The following is a 20130-nucleotide window of genomic DNA, read 5'->3' as shown; positions in this document are numbered from 1 at the left end:
ATGTGGGACCGGCTAAAGCCGGTCCCACATCACGCCGTGCGGTCAGTTGGTTTGATCAACCGCACCGCCAGCACATCGCATGGCGCGCCATGCAGCACATCGTTGGCGGTCGAGCCCAGCAGCAGCGACAGGCCGTGGCGGCCATGGCTGCCGACGACGATCAGGTCGCAGTGGTGCTCCTTGGCCAACTGGTGGATTTCCTGGCGCGGCTGGCCGTAAGTCAGGTGGCTGTCTCCCGTCTTGACGTCCGGGTACTTGAGCTTTAGCTCCTCGAGCTTTTTCTTGGCCTGGTCGAACTGCTGCTGTTGCAGTTGCGACAGATCCATCGGTACATCGCCGCCAAAGGCCATGGCCATGGGCTCGACGATATGCACCAGGGATAGCTTGGCGTGGTAGGCCTCGGCCAGCTCCCGACCGCGCTTGATCACGGGGTCGCATTCTTCGGTCAGATCAACGGCGACCAGGATATGTGTGTAGGGCATGAGGAGTTCCTCCAGGGAATTGCGTTGATATGAGTATGGCTCTTTCATGCATAAACTGGCAGGCCATTGTTTTCATTGTTTTAAGGCAAGGTGGGGCATATATGACGGTCTGGATAGTGCTGTCAATCATTGGTGTCATGTTGAGCCCGCTGATCTGGTTGCGGCCGTCGCGGCGACAGAGTGGCAGGATGGCCCTGCGCCTGGAAGCCCGGCGTATGGGCATGGGCATGCAACTGGCGCCTCAGGAGTGGCCGCACTGGCTGCCAGCGGCGCCGCCGAGCCCCTGTCCGCAGCTGCATTTGCCCCGACGCAATAAAGGCGCCAAGCCTTGGGCCTACTGGCAGACCGGGCCCGGGACCTGGGTCAATCGCTGGCGTGAGCCTTGTGTGGACGAGGCGCTGCTGACGCAGTTCAGCACCCTGCCGGCCGACGTGTACAAGGTCGAGCTGGATGAGCAGATGATCGCGTTGTACTGGGCCGAGCGTGGGGAGTCGGAAGTATTGCAGCGTATTGCTGCGGTGCTGAAAACTCTGGCCTGACGCCGCCCTCTGGAAAAATACGCAAAATGACCTGAATTACCGCAACTATGTGGGAGATTCTATATTTGCTGTAAAGCCAGAGCAGCCCCTTCGCGGATGAATCCGCTCCCACAGATTCGACGATATGCACGCGCTCCCACAGGATGTGCCCACCAAATCCCGGGCATTAAAAAGCCCGATAACAACATCGGGCTGGGGTTGGCCAGGCAGGCCGATAATTCTGTAGGCGTTCCGGGAGGGCAGGCGACGCAATGTTGCCGTGAGCCCCTCGCTGAAGCAGTGCGCTGAATGTAGACCTTCTGCTCTGTTTTGTCGCGTATTGCCAAATAAATTTTCATTCATGTTCCTCGGCGGTGCAAAAAGTCGCGGGGACTTTGCCCTACACTTTTCTGTGTGGTCAGGCTTTGAGGCCCGTCCACGGGAGGCGAAGTGGGTCTATTACCTTGGGTGATACTGCTGCATATGCCCGGATTTATGGCCGTTCTGTCGAATTGACAATTCGTCTGTTTTGGCTGATGGTGTGCGTACCCAAATCAAACGGGCGTATGAATTGAGCGTTTGGCTGTCAGACGGCTCTTACAGAACCCGGTACCACGTCAGCGGGTGTGCATGGTGATTTGGCGGTGACGTCTTAGTCTCGCCGGACGCTAGCGTTCGACGTGCATTGTTCAGCTTCCATATCGTGGAGATCAGTTGATGATTTACGAAGGTAAAGCCATCACGGTTAAGGCTCTTGAAAGTGGCATCGTCGAATTGAATTTCGACCTCAAGGGTGAGTCCGTCAACAAGTTCAACCGCCTCACCCTCAACGACCTGCGCCAGGCAATCGAAGCCATCAAGGCCGATGCGTCAGTCAAGGGTGTGGTCGTTACCAGCGGCAAGGACGTATTTATCGTCGGTGCCGATATCACCGAGTTCGTCGACAACTTCAAGTTGCCGGATGCCGAGCTGGTGGCTGGCAATCTGGAGGCCAACAAGATTTTCAGCGACTTCGAGGACCTTGCGGTCCCGACCGTTGTCGCGATCAACGGTATCGCCCTGGGTGGCGGTTTCGAAATGTGCCTGGCGGCGGACTTCCGCGTGATGGCCAGCACCGCCAAGATCGGCCTGCCTGAAGTCAAACTGGGTATCTACCCTGGCTTCGGCGGCACCGTGCGCCTGCCGCGCCTGATCGGCGCCGACAATGCCATCGAGTGGATCGCCTCCGGCAAGGAAAACCGCGCCGAAGACGCCCTCAAGACCGGGGCGGTAGATGCCGTAGTCGCGCCTGAGAAGCTGCGTGAAGCGGCCCTGGACCTGATCCAGCGCGCCATTTCCGGCGAGTTCGATTTCAAGGCCAAGCGCCAGCCGAAACTCGACAAGCTCAAGCTCAACGCCATCGAACAGATGATGGCTTTTGAAACCGCCAAGGGTTTCGTGGCCGGTCAGGCTGGCCCAAATTACCCGGCCCCGGTCGAAGCCATCAAGACCATCCAGAAAGCCGCCAACTTCGGTCGCGACAAGGCTCTGGAAATCGAAGCCGCCGGTTTCGTGAAAATGGCCAAGACCTCGGTTGCAGAGAGTCTGATCGGCCTGTTCCTGAACGATCAGGAGCTGAAAAAGAAAGCCAAGGTCTACGACGCCATCGCCAAGCCGGTGAATCAGGCTGCGGTGCTCGGCGCCGGGATCATGGGCGGTGGTATCGCCTATCAGTCGGCTGTCAAAGGCACGCCGATCCTGATGAAGGATATTCGTGAGGACGCCATTCAACTGGGTCTGAACGAAGCTTCCAAACTGCTGGGCAGCCGCGTCGAGAAAGGGCGTCTGACGCCTGCGAAGATGGCTGAAGCGCTCAACGCGATTCGTCCTACCCTGTCCTATGGCGACTTCGGCAATGTCGACCTGGTGGTTGAAGCCGTGGTCGAGAACCCCAAGGTCAAGCAGGCCGTACTGGCGGAAGTCGAAGCCCAGGTCGGTGAAAACACCATCCTGGCGTCCAACACCTCGACCATTTCCATCAGCCTGTTGGCCAAGGCCCTGAAACGTCCGGAAAACTTCGTCGGCATGCACTTCTTCAACCCGGTGCACATGATGCCTCTGGTGGAAGTCATCCGTGGCGAGAAATCCAGCGAAGAGGCAGTAGCTACCACCGTGGCCTACGCCAAGAAAATGGGCAAGAACCCGATCGTGGTCAATGACTGCCCGGGCTTCCTGGTCAATCGCGTGCTGTTCCCTTACTTCGGCGGTTTCGCCAAGCTGGTCAGCGCGGGCGTGGACTTCGTGCGCATCGACAAGGTCATGGAAAAATTCGGCTGGCCCATGGGCCCGGCGTACCTGATGGACGTAGTCGGCATCGACACCGGCCACCATGGGCGTGACGTGATGGCTGAAGGCTTCCCTGACCGTATGAAGGACGACCGCCGTTCGGCCGTGGACGTGCTTTACGAAGCCAAGCGCCTGGGCCAGAAGAATGGCAAGGGCTTCTATGCCTACGAAACCGACAAGAAGGGCAAGCCGAAGAAAGTGGCCGACGCCGCCGTGCTCGAAGTGCTCAAGCCGATCATCTACGAGCAGCGTGAAGTCACTGACGAGGACATCATCAACTGGCTGATGATCCCGCTGTGCCTGGAAGTCGTGCGCTGCCTGGAAGACGGCATCGTCGAAACCGCCGCCGAAGCCGATATGGGCTTGATCTACGGTATCGGTTTCCCTCCATTCCGTGGCGGTGCACTGCGCTACATCGACTCCATCGGCGTCGCTGAGTTCGTTGCCCTGGCTGACCAATACGCTGATCTGGGCGCGTTGTACCACCCCACCGCGAAGCTGCGTGAGATGGCCAAGAATGGCCAGAGCTTCTTCGGTTAAGCGTCCTTGAGGAGTAATTTTATGAGTTTGAATCCAAGAGACGTCGTGATTGTCGACTTCGGTCGCACTCCGATGGGCCGCTCCAAAGGTGGCATGCACCGCAACACCCGTGCCGAGGACATGTCCGCGCACCTGATCAGCAAGCTGCTGGAGCGCAACAACAAGATCGATCCGGCGGAAGTCGAAGATGTGATCTGGGGCTGCGTCAACCAGACCCTGGAGCAGGGCTGGAACATCGCCCGCATGGCCTCGCTGCTCACGCAGATCCCGCATACCTCGGCGGCCCAGACCGTCAGCCGCCTGTGCGGCTCGTCCATGAGCGCGCTGCACACCGCCGCCCAGGCGATCATGACCGGCAACGGTGATGTCTTCGTCATCGGTGGTGTCGAGCACATGGGCCACGTTGGCATGATGCACGGTGTTGATCCCAACCCGCACATGTCCCTGTACGCGGCCAAGGCCTCGGGCATGATGGGCCTGACGGCCGAGATGCTTGGCAAGATGCACGGCATCACCCGTGAGCAGCAGGACGCCTTTGGCGTGCGTTCGCACCAGTTGGCCCACAAGGCCACGGTCGAAGGCAAGTTCAAGGACGAGATCATCCCGATGCAGGGTTATGACGAGAACGGCTTCCTCAAGGTCTTCGACTACGACGAAACCATTCGCCCGGAGACTACCCTGGAAAGCCTCGCGGCGTTGAAGCCGGCCTTCAACCCGAAAGGCGGCACCGTGACAGCCGGTACCTCGTCGCAGATTACCGACGGTGCTTCGTGCATGATCGTTATGTCGGCCCAGCGTGCCCAGGACCTGGGGATCCAGCCGATGGCGGTGATCCGCTCCATGGCCGTGGCGGGTGTCGACCCGGCGATCATGGGTTATGGCCCGGTCCCTGCAACGCAGAAAGCCTTGAAGCGTGCTGGCCTCAGCATCGCCGATATCGACTTCTTCGAGCTCAACGAAGCTTTCGCTGCACAGGCCCTGCCAGTGCTGAAAGATCTGAAAGTGCTCGACAAGATGAACGAGAAGGTTAACCTGCACGGCGGTGCCATTGCCCTGGGTCACCCGTTCGGATGCTCCGGCGCCCGTATTTCGGGCACCTTGCTCAATGTCATGAAGCAGAATGGTGGCAACCTCGGTGTTGCGACCATGTGCATCGGCCTGGGTCAGGGTATCTCCACGGTCTTCGAGCGCGTCTGATTCGTTCGAGTGACACAAGCCGGGGCCAGGTGCCCCGGCTTTTGTATTTTTGTAAAAAAATAAATTGAAGTTTTTTTCCGTGTCTTGTGAGGGCCGCAATATGAAGTTACAGCCAGGTCTCTACCGCCATTACAAGGGTCCCGAGTACCGCGTATTCAGCGTCGCCCGGCATTCCGAGACAGAGGAAGAAGTGGTTTTCTATCAAGCCCTGTATGGTGATTACGGTTTGTGGGTACGGCCGTTGAGCATGTTTCTGGAGTCTGTCGAGGTTGACGGCGAACAAGTGCCGCGCTTTGCTTTGGTCCAGGCCGAACCCAGTCTGTTTTCCAAGGGGTGAGGCGAGTTCGCACAACAGCCTGTGCTTGACCTCACCTTGTAGCCACTATATATAGCGGGGCCTCGACACCTGGCTTCAACTGTCATTCATTTCTAGATTCAGGAATTTTCTGATCCATGGGCAAATCGCTGGTCATTGTGGAATCCCCGGCTAAGGCCAAGACCATCAACAAGTATTTGGGCAACCAGTACGTGGTGAAGTCGAGTATCGGCCATATCCGAGACCTGCCCACCAGCGGTTCGGCCAGTGCCGCCAAAGAGCCTGCTGCCAAGCGTGGCAAGGCCGCTGTGGGCGAAGGTCCGGTACTGACGCCTAAAGAGAAAGCTGCCAAGCAGCTGGTCTCGCGCATGGGCGTCGATCCTGAGCACGGCTGGAAAGCCAAGTACGAGATCCTTCCCGGCAAGGAGAAGGTGATCGAAGAGCTGCGCCGTCTCGCCAAGGATGCCGACACCATCTATCTCGCAACGGACTTGGACCGCGAGGGGGAAGCCATTGCCTGGCACCTGCGCGAAGCCATTGGTGGCGACGACAGCCGCTACAAGCGCGTGGTGTTCAACGAAATCACCAAGAAGGCCATCCAGGAAGCGTTCTCGCAGCCGGGCGAGCTGGATATCGACCGGGTCAACGCCCAGCAGGCGCGGCGCTTCCTCGACCGTGTGGTCGGTTACATGGTCTCGCCGCTGCTTTGGGCGAAAATTGCCCGTGGCCTGTCCGCCGGCCGTGTGCAGTCGGTAGCGGTGAAGCTGGTGGTGGAGCGTGAGCGCGAAATCCGTGCGTTCAACCCGGAAGAATACTGGGAAGTCCACGCCGACCTGGGCACTGCCAAGGGCGCCAATGTGCGCTTCGAAGTGGCTCGGGAGAACGGCGAGGCGTTCAAGCCGCTGAACGAAGCCCAGGCCATGGCGGCCCTGGAGAAGCTCAAGGCCTCCGCCTACAACATCGCCAAGCGTGAGGACAAACCGACCAGCAGCAAGCCGTCGGCACCCTTCATCACCTCGACTTTGCAGCAGGCTGCCAGCAACCGCCTGGGCTTCGGCGTGAAGAAGACCATGATGATGGCTCAGCGCTTGTACGAAGCGGGCTACATCACCTACATGCGTACGGACTCCACCAACCTCTCGGCCGATGCCGTGAGCATGGCCCGTGACTACATCGAGAACGAATTCGGCAAGAAGTACCTGCCGGATGCACCGAATGTCTACAGCAGCAAAGAGGGCGCACAGGAGGCGCACGAAGCGATTCGTCCGTCCGACGTCAACACCCACCCGAGCAAGCTGACGGGCATGGAGCGTGATGCCGAGCGCCTGTACGAGTTGATCTGGCGCCAGTTCGTGGCCTGCCAGATGCCGCCAGCGCAATACCTCTCGACCACCGTGAGCGTCATGGCCGGGACCTTCGAGCTGCGCGCCAAGGGCCGTATCCTCAAGTTTGACGGTTACACCAAGGTGTTGCCGCAGATGACCAAGCCGGGCGATGACGATGTCCTCCCCGACATGGCTCAAGGCGATAACCTCAAGCTGATCAAGCTCGATCCTAGCCAGCACTTCACCAAGCCGCCTGCGCGTTACTCCGAAGCGAGCCTGGTCAAGGAAATGGAAAAGCGCGGTATCGGCCGCCCGTCGACCTACGCAGCGATCATCTCGACTATCCAGGACCGCGGCTACGTGGCGCTGCACAACCGTCGTTTCTACTCGGAAAAAATGGGTGACATCGTCACCGAGCGTCTGTCCGAGAGCTTCTCCAACCTGATGGACTATGGCTTTACTGCCGGTATGGAGGAGAACCTCGACGATGTGGCCCAGGGCGAGCGCGACTGGAAGAGCGTCCTCGACGAGTTCTACGGTGACTTCAAGAAAAAACTCGAAGTAGCGGAAGCGCCGGACAGTGGCATGCGTGCCAATCAGCCGGTCATGACCGATATTCCATGCAAGGTCTGCGGTCGTCCGATGCAGATTCGTACAGCTTCGACCGGCGTATTCCTCGGGTGCTCGGGCTACAGCCTGCCGCCGAAAGAGCGCTGCAAGGCCACGGTCAACCTCACCCCAGGCGATGAAATTGCCGAGGATGACGAGGGTGAGTCCGAGTCCCGCGTACTGCGTGGCAAGCATCGCTGCCCGATCTGCAGTACGGCGATGGATGCCTATCTGCTGGACGAAAAGCACAAACTGCACATCTGCGGTAACAACCCGGATTGCTCGGGGTATGAGATTGAAGAAGGTACCTACCGCATCAAGGGCTACGAAGGCCCGAGCGTCGAGTGCGACAAGTGTGGCGGCGAAATGCAGCTCAAGACCGGCCGATTCGGCAAGTTCTTTGGCTGTACCAACTGCAAGAACACCCGCAAGCTGCTGAAAAGCGGCGAAGCGGCACCGCCGAAGATGGACCCGGTGAAGATGCCGGAGCTCAAGTGCGAGAAGGTCGACGACACCTACATCCTGCGAGACGGGGCTTCGGGTCTGTTCCTGGCCGCCAGCCAGTTTCCGAAAAACCGCGAGACCCGTGCGCCGCTGGTCCTGGAAATCGTGCCGCACAAGGCCGAGATCGATCCGAAGTACCACTTTCTCTGCGAAGCACCGCAGAAGGATCCTGACGGTCGTCCAGCGGTGATCCGCTACAGTCGCAAGAGCAAGGAGCAGTATGTGCAGACCGAAGTGGAGGGCAAGCCGACCGGTTGGCGCGCCTTCTTCGACGGCAAGGCCTGGCAGGTTGAAGACAAGCGTTGATCGCTGACCGGTTAAGTGGCTGAATGGACCCTCGGTGTACCTGGTACACCGAGGGTTTTTTATTTCAGGGGTGTGCTCGTCCCCCCACTTTATTGAGGCTGCCGCCATGGCCCACGAACTTTATACCCGCACCAACCAGAAAATTTACTTTGCCGGCCTCTCCCTGGAAGCTCTTGGCAAGGCTCAGGAGGGGCGGGCGATCAATTCCCAGGCGCTGTTGCAGGCCGAGCGCGAATCGGCCCTGTTTCATCTATACGGCGCCTTGCTCGGCTTGTGTCATGAGATTGCCGGTTTCTATCGGTTGCCCCTGGCCAATTCCCCGCGCGCAGAAGACCTGCTGACGCCGGAAGTGCTCAAGACCGTACAGATTCCGGAGATGGCCGAGCTGATCGAGCTGGCCGGTCAGTCGGAAACCTGGCTGGCACGCCTGTTGAGCGCTTATCGCGAGCTGTACATGCCGCCGAGTGCGCCGAAGAAGCCGAAAGGCGATGTCACCCAGCCATTGATCGTTGCAGTCAATCTGGACGACGAGCCGGAGGTGGAATTGACCCGTGAAGAGCTGGAAAGCTGGCGCCAACAGCTCAAGGGCCTGGCAATCCGCTTCCGTGAAGGCTTGAGTGAATGCTGAGACAGGGCGACTGTCGGGGTACGGTCAGGGGCAGTGAGCTGTTACAATGTGCGCCTTTCGCGGAGAATTTTCCTGATGTCCACCTCTTTTCTTGAAATTGTCGAATTGCCTGACGGCCGTATTGAGCTGCGTCGCGCCGAAGATGAGGGCTCTCTGGTGACCCTCAACTTCTCCGAGGACGCCAAAGTATTCCTGCATGGCCAGCATGTCGAAGTCGCCAAGGCGATGTTGAGCATGGGCGTGCAGATGGCCGGTCGTCTGGCTGAAGGCGATATCGAGAAGGATGGCGGACCGCGGGTTTTGCACTAAGCCTGTTTGAATCGCTAGAAATTCGGAATGAAATTCTTGTGGGAGCGAATTCATTCGCGAAGGCGGTGGCTCAGACGCTGGAGATGCGTTGAATGTACCAGCCTCTTCGCGAATGAATTCGCTCCCACAATTCGCCCTCTAATCGGTTCCACGGTTCGCTAACCGTTAGCCCAGGCGGATATTCAGGCTCTGGGCATCGCCAATGCGTGCGGCGGCGATCAGTTGCTGGCGCGAGGTCGCGCTGAGCGGGTTGATCCAGCTGACCACGGTATGGCTGCGACCCAGGCGCAGGGCTTCCCGGGTCAGTTCCAGGGCGCTCTGGGTACCACGGGGCTGCAGCAGCAGAATACGTTCGCGATTCAGACCGGCGTCCCGCAGCCAGGTCTGGGTCAGGCTTGCCGGCGGCGCAATCAGCGTCAGCCAGCGCGAGCCCTGATCCTGGCTCAGTTCGCGCAGGACCGGCGCCATCAGGCTCAGGCAGCTCCCTGCCGCGCCACGCAATGACAGCTCACTGAACACTTCCGGCTCGTTGGGCCAGTTTGGCTCGACCACGTCTTGCAGGTCCGGGGCGATAATGGGCTGAGCCATGAACACCTCGAACAGTGGCAGTTGGGCATGCGGTGCTTGGAGGAACTGCATAAACGTCTCCTTAACGGCGAATGACGCCGACACTCAAACCTTCGATCACCAACTCCTGCTCCTTGAGGTTGACCTCAATCGGCGCGAAGTCGGGGTTCTCGGCAATCAACCAGACCTTGCTGCCTTCCCGTTTGAAGCGCTTGACCGTCACTTCGTCACCAATGCGGGCGACGACGATCTGGCCGTTGCGGGCTTCACGGGTAGTGTGGACGGCGATCAGGTCACCATCGAAGATACCGACGTCCTTCATGCTCATGCCGTGCACCCGTAACAGGTAATCGGCACTGGGATGGAAAAACGCAGGGTTGATGTTGCAGGATTCTTCGATGTGCTGTTGCGCCAGAATCGGTGCGCCCGCTGCGACACGGCCGATGATCGGCAGACCGGCTTCTTCGGCCTTGGCTTCGAAACCGGGAATGCGAATGCCGCGGGATGCGCCCGGGGTCATTTCGATCGCGCCTTTACGGGCCAGGGCCTTGAGGTGTTCTTCGGCTGCGTTGGGGGACTTGAAGCCCAACTCCTGAGCGATTTCCGCACGAGTGGGCGGATAGCCGTTGTCTTCGAGACAGCGTTTGATGAAGCCCAGAATCTCGGCTTGGCGTGGCGTCAGTTTGATCATGTCGGGCGCTCTGTCTTTTTATACAGTGACTGGGATTATATACAGTGAACGCGCCTTGGCAATCGCCGTTTTCAATCCATTGGTCGGCGCAGCCTCGCAATGTCCCTGTTCAAGGCTGAAGCGATGGTCTGCAGCACCCGTCTTATATGGTTAAATGCGTGACTGTGCGGCCAGATAATGAACCACCGGGCTTGACAATCCACCTGTATGATACGTATGTTTCAAACAAGTGTTTGTCAGGCAGAGACCCATGGCCCAGTCGGAAACCGTTGAACGCATCCTCGATGCTGCTGAGCAGCTGTTCGCAGAAAAAGGCTTTGCCGAAACCTCGTTGCGCCTTATTACCAGCAAGGCCTCGGTCAATCTGGCAGCGGTGAACTATCACTTCGGTTCCAAGAAGGCACTGATTCAGGCGGTGTTCTCGCGCTTCCTCGGGCCGTTCTGCATCAGTCTCGATCGTGAACTGGAGCGGCATCAGGCCAAGCCCGAACACAAGCCAACTCTGGAAGAACTGCTGGAAATGCTCGTGGAGCAGGCCCTGGCCGTGCAACCGCGCAGCAATAACGACCTTTCCATCTTCATGCGCCTGTTGGGCCTGGCGTTCAGTCAGAGTCAGGGCCACCTGCGGCGTTACCTGGAGGACATGTACGGCAAGGTATTCCGCCGCTACATGACCCTGGTCAACGAAGCCGCGCCGCGCATTCCGCCCATTGAACTGTTTTGGCGAGTGCACTTCATGCTGGGTGCTGCAGCGTTCAGCATGTCCGGGATCAAGGCACTGCGCGCCATCGCCGAGACTGATTTCGGCGTCAATACCTCCATCGAACAGGTCATGCGCCTGATGGTGCCTTTCCTGGCCGCCGGCATGCGTGCCGAAACCGGCGTGACCGATGCCGCGATGATCTGCGCCCAGTTGCGCCCGCGTAGCAAAAGCACCTCCGGCACACCGAGCGTGGCCAAGGCCTGAGATTGCACCTGACTCAATGATCAAGCACCATGCCCGGATTGTTTTGGTAGGGTGAGTTACAGATATGAGTTCTGGCCTGCAAGGCTCGCTGATGGTAGATGTCGCCGGTACCTGGCTGACCGCTGAAGACCGTCAATTCCTGCGCCACCCCGAAGTGGGTGGCCTGATCATTTTTGCCCGCAATATCGAGCATCCACGCCAGGTTCGCGAGCTGAGCGCGGCGATCCGTGCCATTCGTCCCGATCTGTTGTTGGCGGTGGACCAGGAGGGCGGTCGCGTCCAGCGTCTGCGTCAGGGCTTCGTACGTCTGCCCGCGATGCGGGCGATTGCCGATAACGACGATGCCGAGCAACTGGCCGAACATTGCGGCTGGCTGATGGCTACCGAAGTGCTGGCGGTGGGCCTGGATCTGAGCTTCGCCCCGGTGCTGGACCTGGACCATCAGCGCAGTGCCGTGGTTGGCAGCCGCGCTTTTGAAGGCGATCCCGAGCGTGCGGCGCTGTTGGCCGGCGCCTTTATCCGCGGCATGAGCGCTGCAGGCATGGCCGCTACCGGCAAGCATTTTCCCGGTCATGGCTGGGCTGAAGCCGATTCCCATGTAGCGATTCCGGTGGATGAGCGCAGCCTGGCAGATATCCGCGCCAAGGACCTGGTGCCGTTCGCCCGCTTGAGCAAGCAACTGGCGGCGGTCATGCCCGCCCATGTGATTTATCCGCAGGTCGATGCCAGCCCCGCCGGTTTCTCCCGCCGCTGGTTGCAGGATATCCTGCGTGGCGAGCTGTGCTTTGACGGGGTGATTTTCAGCGATGACCTGTCCATGGCCGGTGCTCATGTGGTCGGGGACTGCGCCAGTCGCATTGAGGCTGCCTTCACTGCCGGCTGCGATATGGGCCTGGTGTGTAATGATCGCGCCTCCGCCGAGCTGGCCCTGAGTGCGGCCCAGCGGCTGAAAATCACTCCTTCGCCACGCATCGCCCGCATGCGCGGCCAGGCTTTTGCCACGACCGAGTATCGCCAGCACCCACGCTGGCTGGCCGCGCTGTCTGCGCTGCGCGACGCCCAACTGATCGACTAAGGATTATCCATGACTGTTTACGCAATTATCGGCGGTACCGGCCTGACCCAGCTCGATGGCTTGCATATCCGCCAGTCCTTGCCGATGAATACGCCTTATGGCGCGCCATCGGGTGAGATTCAGCTGGGTGAGTACGCCGGGCGCGAGGTGATGTTTCTCGCGCGTCACGGTCATCCCCACCGATTTCCTCCCCATCAGGTGAACTACCGGGCCAATATCTGGGCCCTGAAACAGGCGGGTGCCGAAGCGATTCTGGCGGTGAACGCCGTGGGCGGGATTCATCCGGCGATGGGTAAAGGGCATTTCTGCGTGCCCCATGACCTGATTGACTACACCAGCGGTCGCCAGCACACCTTTTTCGCTGACGATCTGGAGCAGGTCACCCATATCGACTTCAGTTACCCCTACAGCGAAGCGCTGCGCGCTCGCCTGATCGCGGCTTTGGCGGCTGAAGGTTGCGAGTTCAGTGATCGTGGTGTGTACGCCTGCACTCAGGGCCCGCGCCTGGAAACCGTGGCCGAGATCCTGCGTCTGGAGCGTGACGGCTGCGATATCGTCGGTATGACCGGCATGCCCGAGGCGGCCCTGGCCCGTGAGCTGGAACTGGATTACGCCTGCCTGGCCCTGGTGGTGAACCCGGCGGCGGGCAAGTCGGCGGCCGTGATTACCATGGCCGAGATCGAACAGGCGTTGCATGACGGGATGGGCAAGGTCAAGGCGACGCTGGCGCGGGTGCTTTCGGCTGTTTGACATCTTTGTGGGAGGTCTGTGGGACCGGCTTTAGCCGGGAATACGCCTTCCCGGCTAAAGCCGGTCCCACAGTTGATCCCACAGGTCCGCGCTAGCGCTTGACCTTTTTCGGCGGCAACGGCAGCGGCGCAAACAGTGCCGCAATGTCTTCGCTTTGCAGCTTCCAGTCGCCGGTGCTGCGGCCATCCAGTACGCCTGCGGCCAGCGCCGACTTTTCCTGCTGCAGGCGCTGAATTTTCTCTTCCACTGTGCCTCGGGCAATCATCTTGTAGACGAACACCGGTTTTTCCTGGCCGATGCGGTAGGCGCGGTCGGTGGCCTGGTTTTCTGCGGCCGGGTTCCACCAAGGGTCGTAGTGGATCACGGTGTCGGCGGTGGTCAGGTTCAAGCCGGTGCCGCCGGCCTTGAGGCTGATCAGGAAGATCGGCAGCTTGCCCGCCTGGAAGTCCTGCACCGGTGTGCGCCGGTCGCGGGTCGCGCCGGTGAGCAGGGCGTAGCCGATATTGCGCTGTTTGAGTTCGGCTTCGATCAAGGTCAGCATCGAGGTGAACTGGGAGAACAGCAGGATCTTGCGGCCTTCGGCGATCAGTTCCTCGACCATCTCCATCAGGCTGGCCAGCTTGGCTGAACTGCCGTGACGCGGGTTGACCGGTGTGTCGTTGACCAGGCGCAGGTCGCAGCAGACCTGGCGCAGCTTGAGCAGGGCTTCGAGGATGATGATCTGGCTGCGGGCCACACCCTTGCGGCTGATTTCGTCGCGGACTTTCTTGTCCATGGCCAGGCGCACGGTCTCGTAGACATCGCGCTGGGCGTCGTTGAGGTCGACCCAGTGGATGATCTCGGTCTTGGGCGGCAGTTCGGTCGCCACCTGTTCCTTGGTGCGGCGCAGCAGGAACGGTTTGATACGCGCATTCAGGTGCTGCAGGCGTTCGACATTGCCGTGCTTCTCGATGGCGCTGCGATAATTGCTGTTGAATTCCTTGCTGCTGCCCAGCCAGCCGGGCATCAGGAAGTGGAACAGCGACCACAGCTCGCCCAAGTGGTTTTCCAGTGGTGTGCCGCTCAGGCACAGGCGTTGCCGCGCATTGAGCTCACGGGCGGCCTGGGCGGCCTTGCTGTTGGGGTTCTTGATGTATTGGGCTTCGTCGAGAATCAGCACATGCAGCGGCTGCTTGGCGAGGATGTCGACGTCCCGGGGCAGCAGGGCGTAGGTGGTCAGGATCAGGTCGTAGTCGGTCAGATTGGCCAGGTCCTGATGGCGATTGGCGCCATGCAGGGCCAGCACGCGCAACTGCGGCGTGAAGTGTTCAGCTTCGTCCATCCAGTTGGGGATCAGGCTGGTGGGCATCACCGCCAGGGACGGGCGGTCGAGGCGCCCGGCCTGCTTCTCGATCAGCAGGTGGGCGAGGGTCTGCAGGGTCTTGCCCAGGCCCATGTCATCGGCCAGTACGCCGCCGACTTCCAGCTCGCGCAGGGCCTGCATCCAGCTCAGGCCTTCAAGCTGATAGGGCCGCAGCGTCGCATTGAGATCATCGGGAACCTTGACCGCCGCGTCCTTGATAGAGGCCAGACGTTCGGCGAACTGCCGCACACGGTCGCCGCCCTGCCAGGTCAGGGGGATCTCGTCCAATTCAGTCAGGCGAGTGGCATCGGCGTTGTTCAGGCGCACGGAGGTGTTGCCGTCTTCGCGCCAGTAGAAATCGCCAAGTGTGGCCAGTACCGGTTTGAGACGACCGTAGGGCAGGGCGACCTGCACCGGTCCACCGCCGCGCTGGGTGAAATGGTTGAGCTGCACCAGTAATTGTTCGTCGTCGCGGCGCTTGGCGATACCGGCGGCGCTCATCAATTCCGGGTGGCTGCGCAGCAGGTTGATCAGGATCGGCAGCAGGCTCAGGCGTTCGCCGTTGACGATGATGCCCAGTTCCAGGTCGAACCAGTCGCGCTGCGGCTCTTCATCGACCACCGCGTACCATTCATCTACCGGAGTGACATCGAAGGCGAAGTGCTCGTCGATCTCGATTTCCCAGTTCTGTTCCTGCAAGCGCGGCAAGTCGTTGAGCACAAAATGCAGCCAGGCCTTGTCGTTGGGCAGCTCGAACATGTCCCCGGCGCTGTCGGGCAGGGCCTTGCTCTGCCGTGTGGCGACCTTGAAGTCCAGGTCATGCAGCATCTGCCGGTACTGGCGTTCAATCTCGCCCTGACGGCGGATGCGCAGGGTTTCGGTTTCCCGATGTTCGAGGATATCGCTCTTCTGGTTGACCAGATCGCTGCCCAGGGAGCTGACCAGCACACTTACATTGGCCGTGCCGATGGCGTAGTGCCCGGCATAGTTGAAGGCCAGGGCGGCGCGGTGTTGCATGTGTCGTTGCATGCGACCGTTGCGCGGCTCGTAGGCGCTGAACTCGATGCTGGCCAGGATCAACCGCGGACGAGGGATCAGGGTGTCAACCAGACGTTCCGGCAGCACTGGAGCCGGTTCTATGCGCCGGGCAATCGCAGCGCTCAGGGCATTGTCGATGGCAGCCTGGACCTGCGCCTGATTCTGCGGTTGTTGCAGGAAGTACAGGGCGGCGGCGGCGTGCTTGCAATTGCTGCCCACCGGGCAGGTGCAGCGGCAGTTGAGAAACGAAGCGAATTTGTCCGGATCGCGGAATTTCAGGGTCTGGCGGTAGGAGTTGGCACCAGAACCTTCGCACACCGTGCTGACGGTGCCGGCGTCGATCTCTCTGAGCCTGATACGTTGTTGCCGGGCATAGCTCTGCCCGCGCTCAAGGGTTTGAGCGGTGAAGAATTGCGTCCAGGCCGAAGCCAGGACTTTTTCAAGGATGGACGACACCGTTCAGAACAGCCCTACGCCGAAGCGATACACAAAAGGGCAAGGAGCGCCCAGTGCGCTCCCTGATGAATTACAGGGGCGAGACTTTCACCAGCATGGCCAGGCTGCCATTGTCCATAAAGGTCAACTCGCCGTTCTTGACCCGTGCGGTCTGACTCATGCGTTCGCTGCTCAGCAGTACGCCGTGGGCATCGAGGCGGTTGACCCAGAACTCGACGGCGATGTCGGTGAAGCGCGACAGGCCTAGGCTCAGGGTGCCTTCGATGGGGAAGTGGCCGAATTGCTCCTGACCGCTGCTGATGGCCATTTTCACCGGCTCTGCGCTCAGCTCTTGTTGCCAGGCTCGATGCAGCAGGACCTGATATTTGCCGCTGGCGGTGAGCTTGTTGGCCATTTCGCCAAGGGCCGGGCTGCGCTCGTTCTCGGCACTGAGGCGGCGAGCGTTGGCCGACCAGTTTTCCGGGGCGTACTGCAAGGGTGCGGCAGGTTCGTCGAGCTGGCGGAACAGGATCATTTCAACCTGATAAGTACCATCGGCGAAGGCCGCAGGGGCAATCAGCACCAGCAGCAGGAACAACGGGCGTAGCAAACGCATGGGTGAATCCTTCAAGCAGTTTTCGGGGTCAGACGTTCCAGCAGTGCTTCAAGGGTGTTGAAACGCTCTTCCGGGCGTTCCATGGGCACCATGAACTTGAACTGCGTGGCTCCTTCGAATTTATAGCGATTGGGCTGGCCCTGGATCAGTTTGATCAGGGTCAGCGGATCTACTGGAGTATCGGCGGCGAATTCGATTCGTCCACCCTGCGGCCCGGCGTCGATTTTCTTGATGCCCAGTTGTTCGGCCTGCAATTTGAGCAGGGTCAGGCGCACCAGGTTCTTGGTCGGTTCCGGCAGCAGGCCGAAGCGATCGATCATCTCCACCTGCAGATCCTTGAGACCCTCTTCATCGGCGGCATTGGCGATGCGTTTGTAGAGGATCAGCCGGGTGTGCACATCGGGCAGGTAGGCCTCGGGAATCAGCGCCGGCAGGCGCAGGTTGATTTCCGGACCGCCGCCCAGGGGCTTGTCGAGATTTGGCTGCTCACCCTTGCGGATGGCCTTGACCGCACGCTCGAGCATTTCCATGTACAGAGTGAAACCCACGGCCTGGATCTGCCCGCTCTGGCCATCGCCCAGCAGTTCACCGGCGCCGCGGATTTCCAGGTCGTTGGTGGCCAGTACGAAACCGGCACCGAGGTCCTGGGTATTGGCAATCGCTTCCAGGCGCTTCTCGGCGTCGTGGGTGATCTGCTTGCGTGGCGGCGTCAGCAGGTAGGCATAGGCCTGGTGGTGGCTGCGCCCGACCCGGCCGCGCAACTGGTGCAACTGGGCCAGGCCGAACTTGTCGGCACGCTCGATGATGATGGTGTTGGCGCTCGGTACGTCGATGCCGGTCTCGATGATGGTCGAGGCGATCAGCACGTTGAAGCGCTTGTGATAGAAGTCGCTCATCACTTGTTCGAGTTCGCGTTCGCGCATCTGCCCGTGGCCGATGCCAATACGTGCCTCCGGGACCAGTTCAGCGAGGTCTGCCGCGCATTTCTCGATGGTCTTGACGTCGTTGTGCAGGTAGTAGACCTGGCCGCCGCGAAGCAGCTCGCGCAACAGGGCTTCCTTGACCGTACTCTTGTTCTGCTCCATGACGAAGGTTCGCACCGACAGGCGCCTGGCAGGCGGCGTGGCGATGATCGACAGGTCACGCATGCCCGACACCGCCATGTTCAGCGTGCGTGGGATGGGGGTCGCAGTCAGGGTCAGGATATCGACTTCACTGCGCAGGGCTTTGAGCTGTTCCTTCTGGCGCACGCCGAAACGGTGTTCTTCGTCGATGATCACCAGACCCAGGTTCTTGATCTTCACATCGTCCTGCAGCAGCTTGTGGGTGCCGATGACGATATCGATCTTGCCTTCGGCCAGGTCGGCCACTGCGGCGTTGACTTCCTTGGTCGACTTGAAGCGGCTCATCACTTCCACGGTCACCGGCCAGTCGGCGAAGCGATCGCGGAAGCTGTTGTAGTGCTGCTGGGCGAGCAGGGTGGTGGGCACCAGAATCGCGACCTGACGGCCACCGTGTACGGCGATGAAGGCGGCGCGCATGGCCACTTCGGTCTTGCCGAAGCCGACATCGCCGCAGACCAGGCGATCCATGGGCTTGGGCGCAAGCATGTCGGCGCGCACGGCGTCGATGGCTGTCTGTTGGTCCGGGGTCTCTTCGAAGGCGAAACCGGCGCTGAAGGTGGCGTAGTCCAGGCTCGGGTCGGCAAAGGCATAACCTTCGCGAGCCGCGCGGCGGGCGTAGATATCCAGCAGCTCGGCGGCGACGTCGCGAACCTGTTCGGCGGCCTTGCGCTTGGCTTTCTGCCAGGTTTCGGAGCCCAGGCGATGCAGCGGTGCCAGTTCGTCATCGCTGCCGGTGTAGCGGGCAATCAGGTGCAGGCTGGACACCGGTACGTAGAGCTTGGCTTCGTCGGCATAGGCCAGGGCGAGGAACTCGGCGACCTGGTTGTCCACCTCCAGGGTGATCAGGCCCAGGTAGCGGCCGACACCATGGTCGATATGCACCACCGGCGCGCCTTCGCGCAGTTCGGTGAGGTTCTTGATGACCGCGTCGTTGTTGCCACCGTCGCTGCGTTTTTCCCGGCGGCGGCGCTGCATGACGCGCTGGCCGAACAGCGGGCTCTCGGCGATCAGCGCCAGGGCCGGGTCTTCCAGTACCAGGCCTTCGTCCAGCGGCGCGATGGTGATCGACAGGCGTTCCTTGCTGCTGACGAAATCCTGCCAGCCGTCGACAGTCTTGGGTCGCAGCTTCAGGCGCTCGAGCAGTTCCAGCAGTACTTCCCGGCGACCGGCGGATTCGGCGGTAAACAGGATGCGGCCGGGGAACTGGTCGAGAAAATTCGACAGTGCCGCCAAGGGTTGGACGGCCTTGGCTTCGATGGCCAGCTCGGGCAATGGCTGCGCCGGGAAGCGTTCGCGGCCTGCGCCGCTTTCGACGTCCTGTTGGCTGGCGACTACTCGCGGCCAGTTTTTCAGGCGTGCAAAGCAGTCTTCCACCGGCAGGAACAGCTCGTTGGGCGGCAGCAGCGGGCGTTCCGGGTCGTAGCGGCGCTCTTCGTAGCGGTTGCGCACGTCGTTCCAGAAGTTCTCGGCGGCCTGTTCGATGCCCGGCAGGGAGAACACCTGGGTGTCCTGGGGCAGGTAGTCGAACAGGGTGGCGGTGTCTTCGAAGAACAGCGGCAGGTAGTACTCGATACCGGCCGGGGTGATGCCGCTGCTCAGATCCTGAAAGATCGGGCTGCGGCGGAAGTCGACGTCGAAGCGCTCGCGGAACCGCGCCTTGAAGCGGGTGACTTCTTCCTTCTGCAGCGGGAATTCCCGGGCCGGAAGCAGGCGCACGGAATCGACCTTGTCCACGGAACGCTGATTTTCCGGGTCGAAGGTGCGCAGGGTTTCGATTTCATCATCGAACAGATCAATGCGGTAGGGCAGTTTGCTGCCCATCGGGAACAGGTCAATCAGTGCGCCGCGTACGGTGAACTCGCCGTGTTCATAGACTGTGTCGACATAGCGATAGCCACTGGCTTCCAGGCGCGTGCGCATGGCCTCGACATCCAGCTTCTGGCCCACATCCAGAACCAGGCTGGTGCCCAGCAGGAATCTGGTCGGTGCCAGGCGATGCAGGGCCGTGGTAATCGGCACGACCAACACGCCATGTTCCAGCTCCGGCAGCCGGTACAGGCTGGCGATGCGCTGGGAAATGATGTCCTGGTGCGGCGAAAACAGGTCGTAGGGCAGGGTTTCCCAGTCCGGGAAGTGCAGGACCGGCAGCGTCGGGGCAAAGAACCTCAACTCCTGTTCCAGGCGCTCGGCACTCTGGCTGTCGGCGGTCAGGAGCAGGGTAAAACGCTTGGCGGCGCTGGCAGCCTCGGCAATGGCCAGGCTGAGGGCGGCACCGGGCAGGTTGCCCCAGTGTTGTTTGCCTGCGGCGGCAGGGAGAAGCGGTAGACGCAGAACGGGCACGGAAGATAAAGCTCCAGGCGTTGCGACAGGGGCCGCGATTGTACCGGTGGAATGTCACGACTGTCAGTCAGCCTGAAACTTTACGCTGTTTTCAGAATGTTTGTGAGGGCGAAAAGCAGCGGATCT

At 60.6% G+C, this 20130-nt stretch carries 16 protein-coding genes; 10 read left to right on the top strand and 6 right to left on the bottom strand.

Annotated elements, in window-relative coordinates:
* Nucleotides 1–29: 29 nt before the first annotated feature.
* Nucleotides 30–482: a universal stress protein gene (locus ACCD02_RS19035; RefSeq protein ID WP_413305020.1), complete on the bottom strand. Its 453-nt coding sequence runs from the start codon at nt 480–482 to the stop codon at nt 30–32.
* A gap of 101 nt (nt 483–583) precedes the next feature.
* Between ACCD02_RS19035 and ACCD02_RS19030 the strand changes: the two genes are divergently transcribed.
* From ACCD02_RS19030 to ACCD02_RS19000, 7 genes are all read left to right on the top strand, one after another.
* On the top strand, nt 584–1021 hold the full coding sequence (locus ACCD02_RS19030) for a hypothetical protein (RefSeq protein WP_413305018.1): 438 nt from the start codon (nt 584–586) through the stop codon (nt 1019–1021).
* A gap of 696 nt (nt 1022–1717) precedes the next feature.
* On the top strand, nt 1718–3865 hold the full coding sequence (fadB, locus tag ACCD02_RS19025) for a fatty acid oxidation complex subunit alpha FadB (protein ID WP_413305015.1): 2148 nt from the start codon (nt 1718–1720) through the stop codon (nt 3863–3865).
* Nucleotides 3866–3886: 21 nt separating this feature from the next.
* Nucleotides 3887–5062, top strand: a complete 1176-nt coding sequence (gene fadA, locus ACCD02_RS19020; RefSeq protein WP_413305012.1) for an acetyl-CoA C-acyltransferase FadA — start codon at nt 3887–3889, stop codon at nt 5060–5062.
* A gap of 100 nt (nt 5063–5162) precedes the next feature.
* On the top strand, nt 5163–5399 hold the full coding sequence (locus ACCD02_RS19015; RefSeq protein ID WP_413305010.1) for a DUF1653 domain-containing protein: 237 nt from the start codon (nt 5163–5165) through the stop codon (nt 5397–5399).
* A gap of 116 nt (nt 5400–5515) precedes the next feature.
* Nucleotides 5516–8122, top strand: a complete 2607-nt coding sequence (gene topA, locus ACCD02_RS19010) for a type I DNA topoisomerase (RefSeq protein ID WP_413305008.1) — start codon at nt 5516–5518, stop codon at nt 8120–8122.
* Between the two features lie 106 nt (nt 8123–8228).
* Nucleotides 8229–8750, top strand: coding sequence for a DUF6586 family protein (locus tag ACCD02_RS19005; RefSeq protein ID WP_413305005.1), 522 nt, complete (start codon nt 8229–8231; stop codon nt 8748–8750).
* A gap of 75 nt (nt 8751–8825) precedes the next feature.
* The gene (locus tag ACCD02_RS19000; protein ID WP_413305002.1) at nt 8826–9059 is read left to right on the top strand and encodes a hypothetical protein; all 234 of its coding nucleotides are present in this window, start codon (nt 8826–8828) and stop codon (nt 9057–9059) included.
* A gap of 165 nt (nt 9060–9224) precedes the next feature.
* Here ACCD02_RS19000 and sulA read toward each other — a convergent pair whose 3' ends face one another.
* Nucleotides 9225–9698 carry an SOS-induced cell division inhibitor SulA gene (gene sulA, locus ACCD02_RS18995; protein WP_413305000.1) on the bottom strand — a complete coding sequence of 158 codons (474 nt, stop codon included), beginning with the start codon at nt 9696–9698 and terminating at the stop codon, nt 9225–9227.
* Nucleotides 9699–9708: 10 nt separating this feature from the next.
* A complete protein-coding gene (gene lexA, locus ACCD02_RS18990; protein ID WP_259100632.1) occupies nt 9709–10317 on the bottom strand; it encodes a transcriptional repressor LexA in 609 nt (202 codons plus the stop codon).
* A gap of 250 nt (nt 10318–10567) precedes the next feature.
* On the opposite strand from lexA, the gene ACCD02_RS18985 reads away from it, so the two are divergent.
* From ACCD02_RS18985 to ACCD02_RS18975, 3 genes are all read left to right on the top strand, one after another.
* Complete coding sequence (locus tag ACCD02_RS18985; RefSeq protein WP_413304997.1) at nt 10568–11284, top strand: TetR family transcriptional regulator; 717 nt, start codon at nt 10568–10570, stop codon at nt 11282–11284.
* Between the two features lie 76 nt (nt 11285–11360).
* Nucleotides 11361–12359, top strand: coding sequence for a beta-N-acetylhexosaminidase (gene nagZ, locus ACCD02_RS18980; RefSeq protein WP_413305128.1), 999 nt, complete (start codon nt 11361–11363; stop codon nt 12357–12359).
* 9 nt (nt 12360–12368) lie between these two features.
* A complete protein-coding gene (locus tag ACCD02_RS18975; RefSeq protein WP_413304994.1) occupies nt 12369–13109 on the top strand; it encodes an S-methyl-5'-thioinosine phosphorylase in 741 nt (246 codons plus the stop codon).
* A gap of 91 nt (nt 13110–13200) precedes the next feature.
* On the opposite strand, the gene ACCD02_RS18970 is transcribed toward ACCD02_RS18975, so the two are convergent.
* The 3 genes from ACCD02_RS18970 to mfd form a co-directional block, all read right to left on the bottom strand.
* On the bottom strand, nt 13201–15945 hold the full coding sequence (locus ACCD02_RS18970) for a DEAD/DEAH box helicase (protein ID WP_413304991.1): 2745 nt from the start codon (nt 15943–15945) through the stop codon (nt 13201–13203).
* 70 nt (nt 15946–16015) lie between these two features.
* Entirely contained in the window at nt 16016–16540 is a 525-nt protein-coding gene (locus ACCD02_RS18965) for a CsiV family protein (RefSeq protein ID WP_413304988.1), read from the bottom strand.
* Between the two features lie 11 nt (nt 16541–16551).
* Nucleotides 16552–20004, bottom strand: coding sequence for a transcription-repair coupling factor (mfd, locus tag ACCD02_RS18960; protein WP_413304985.1), 3453 nt, complete (start codon nt 20002–20004; stop codon nt 16552–16554).
* Nucleotides 20005–20130 lie beyond the last annotated feature (126 nt).

Origin of the sequence: Pseudomonas sp. Pseusp88 (assembly GCF_047303955.1) — a bacterium.
Taxonomy (GTDB): Bacteria; Pseudomonadota; Gammaproteobacteria; order Pseudomonadales; family Pseudomonadaceae; genus Aquipseudomonas.
Note: the sequence above shows the minus strand (reverse complement) of the source record. Positions and strands in the feature narration are given on the sequence as shown.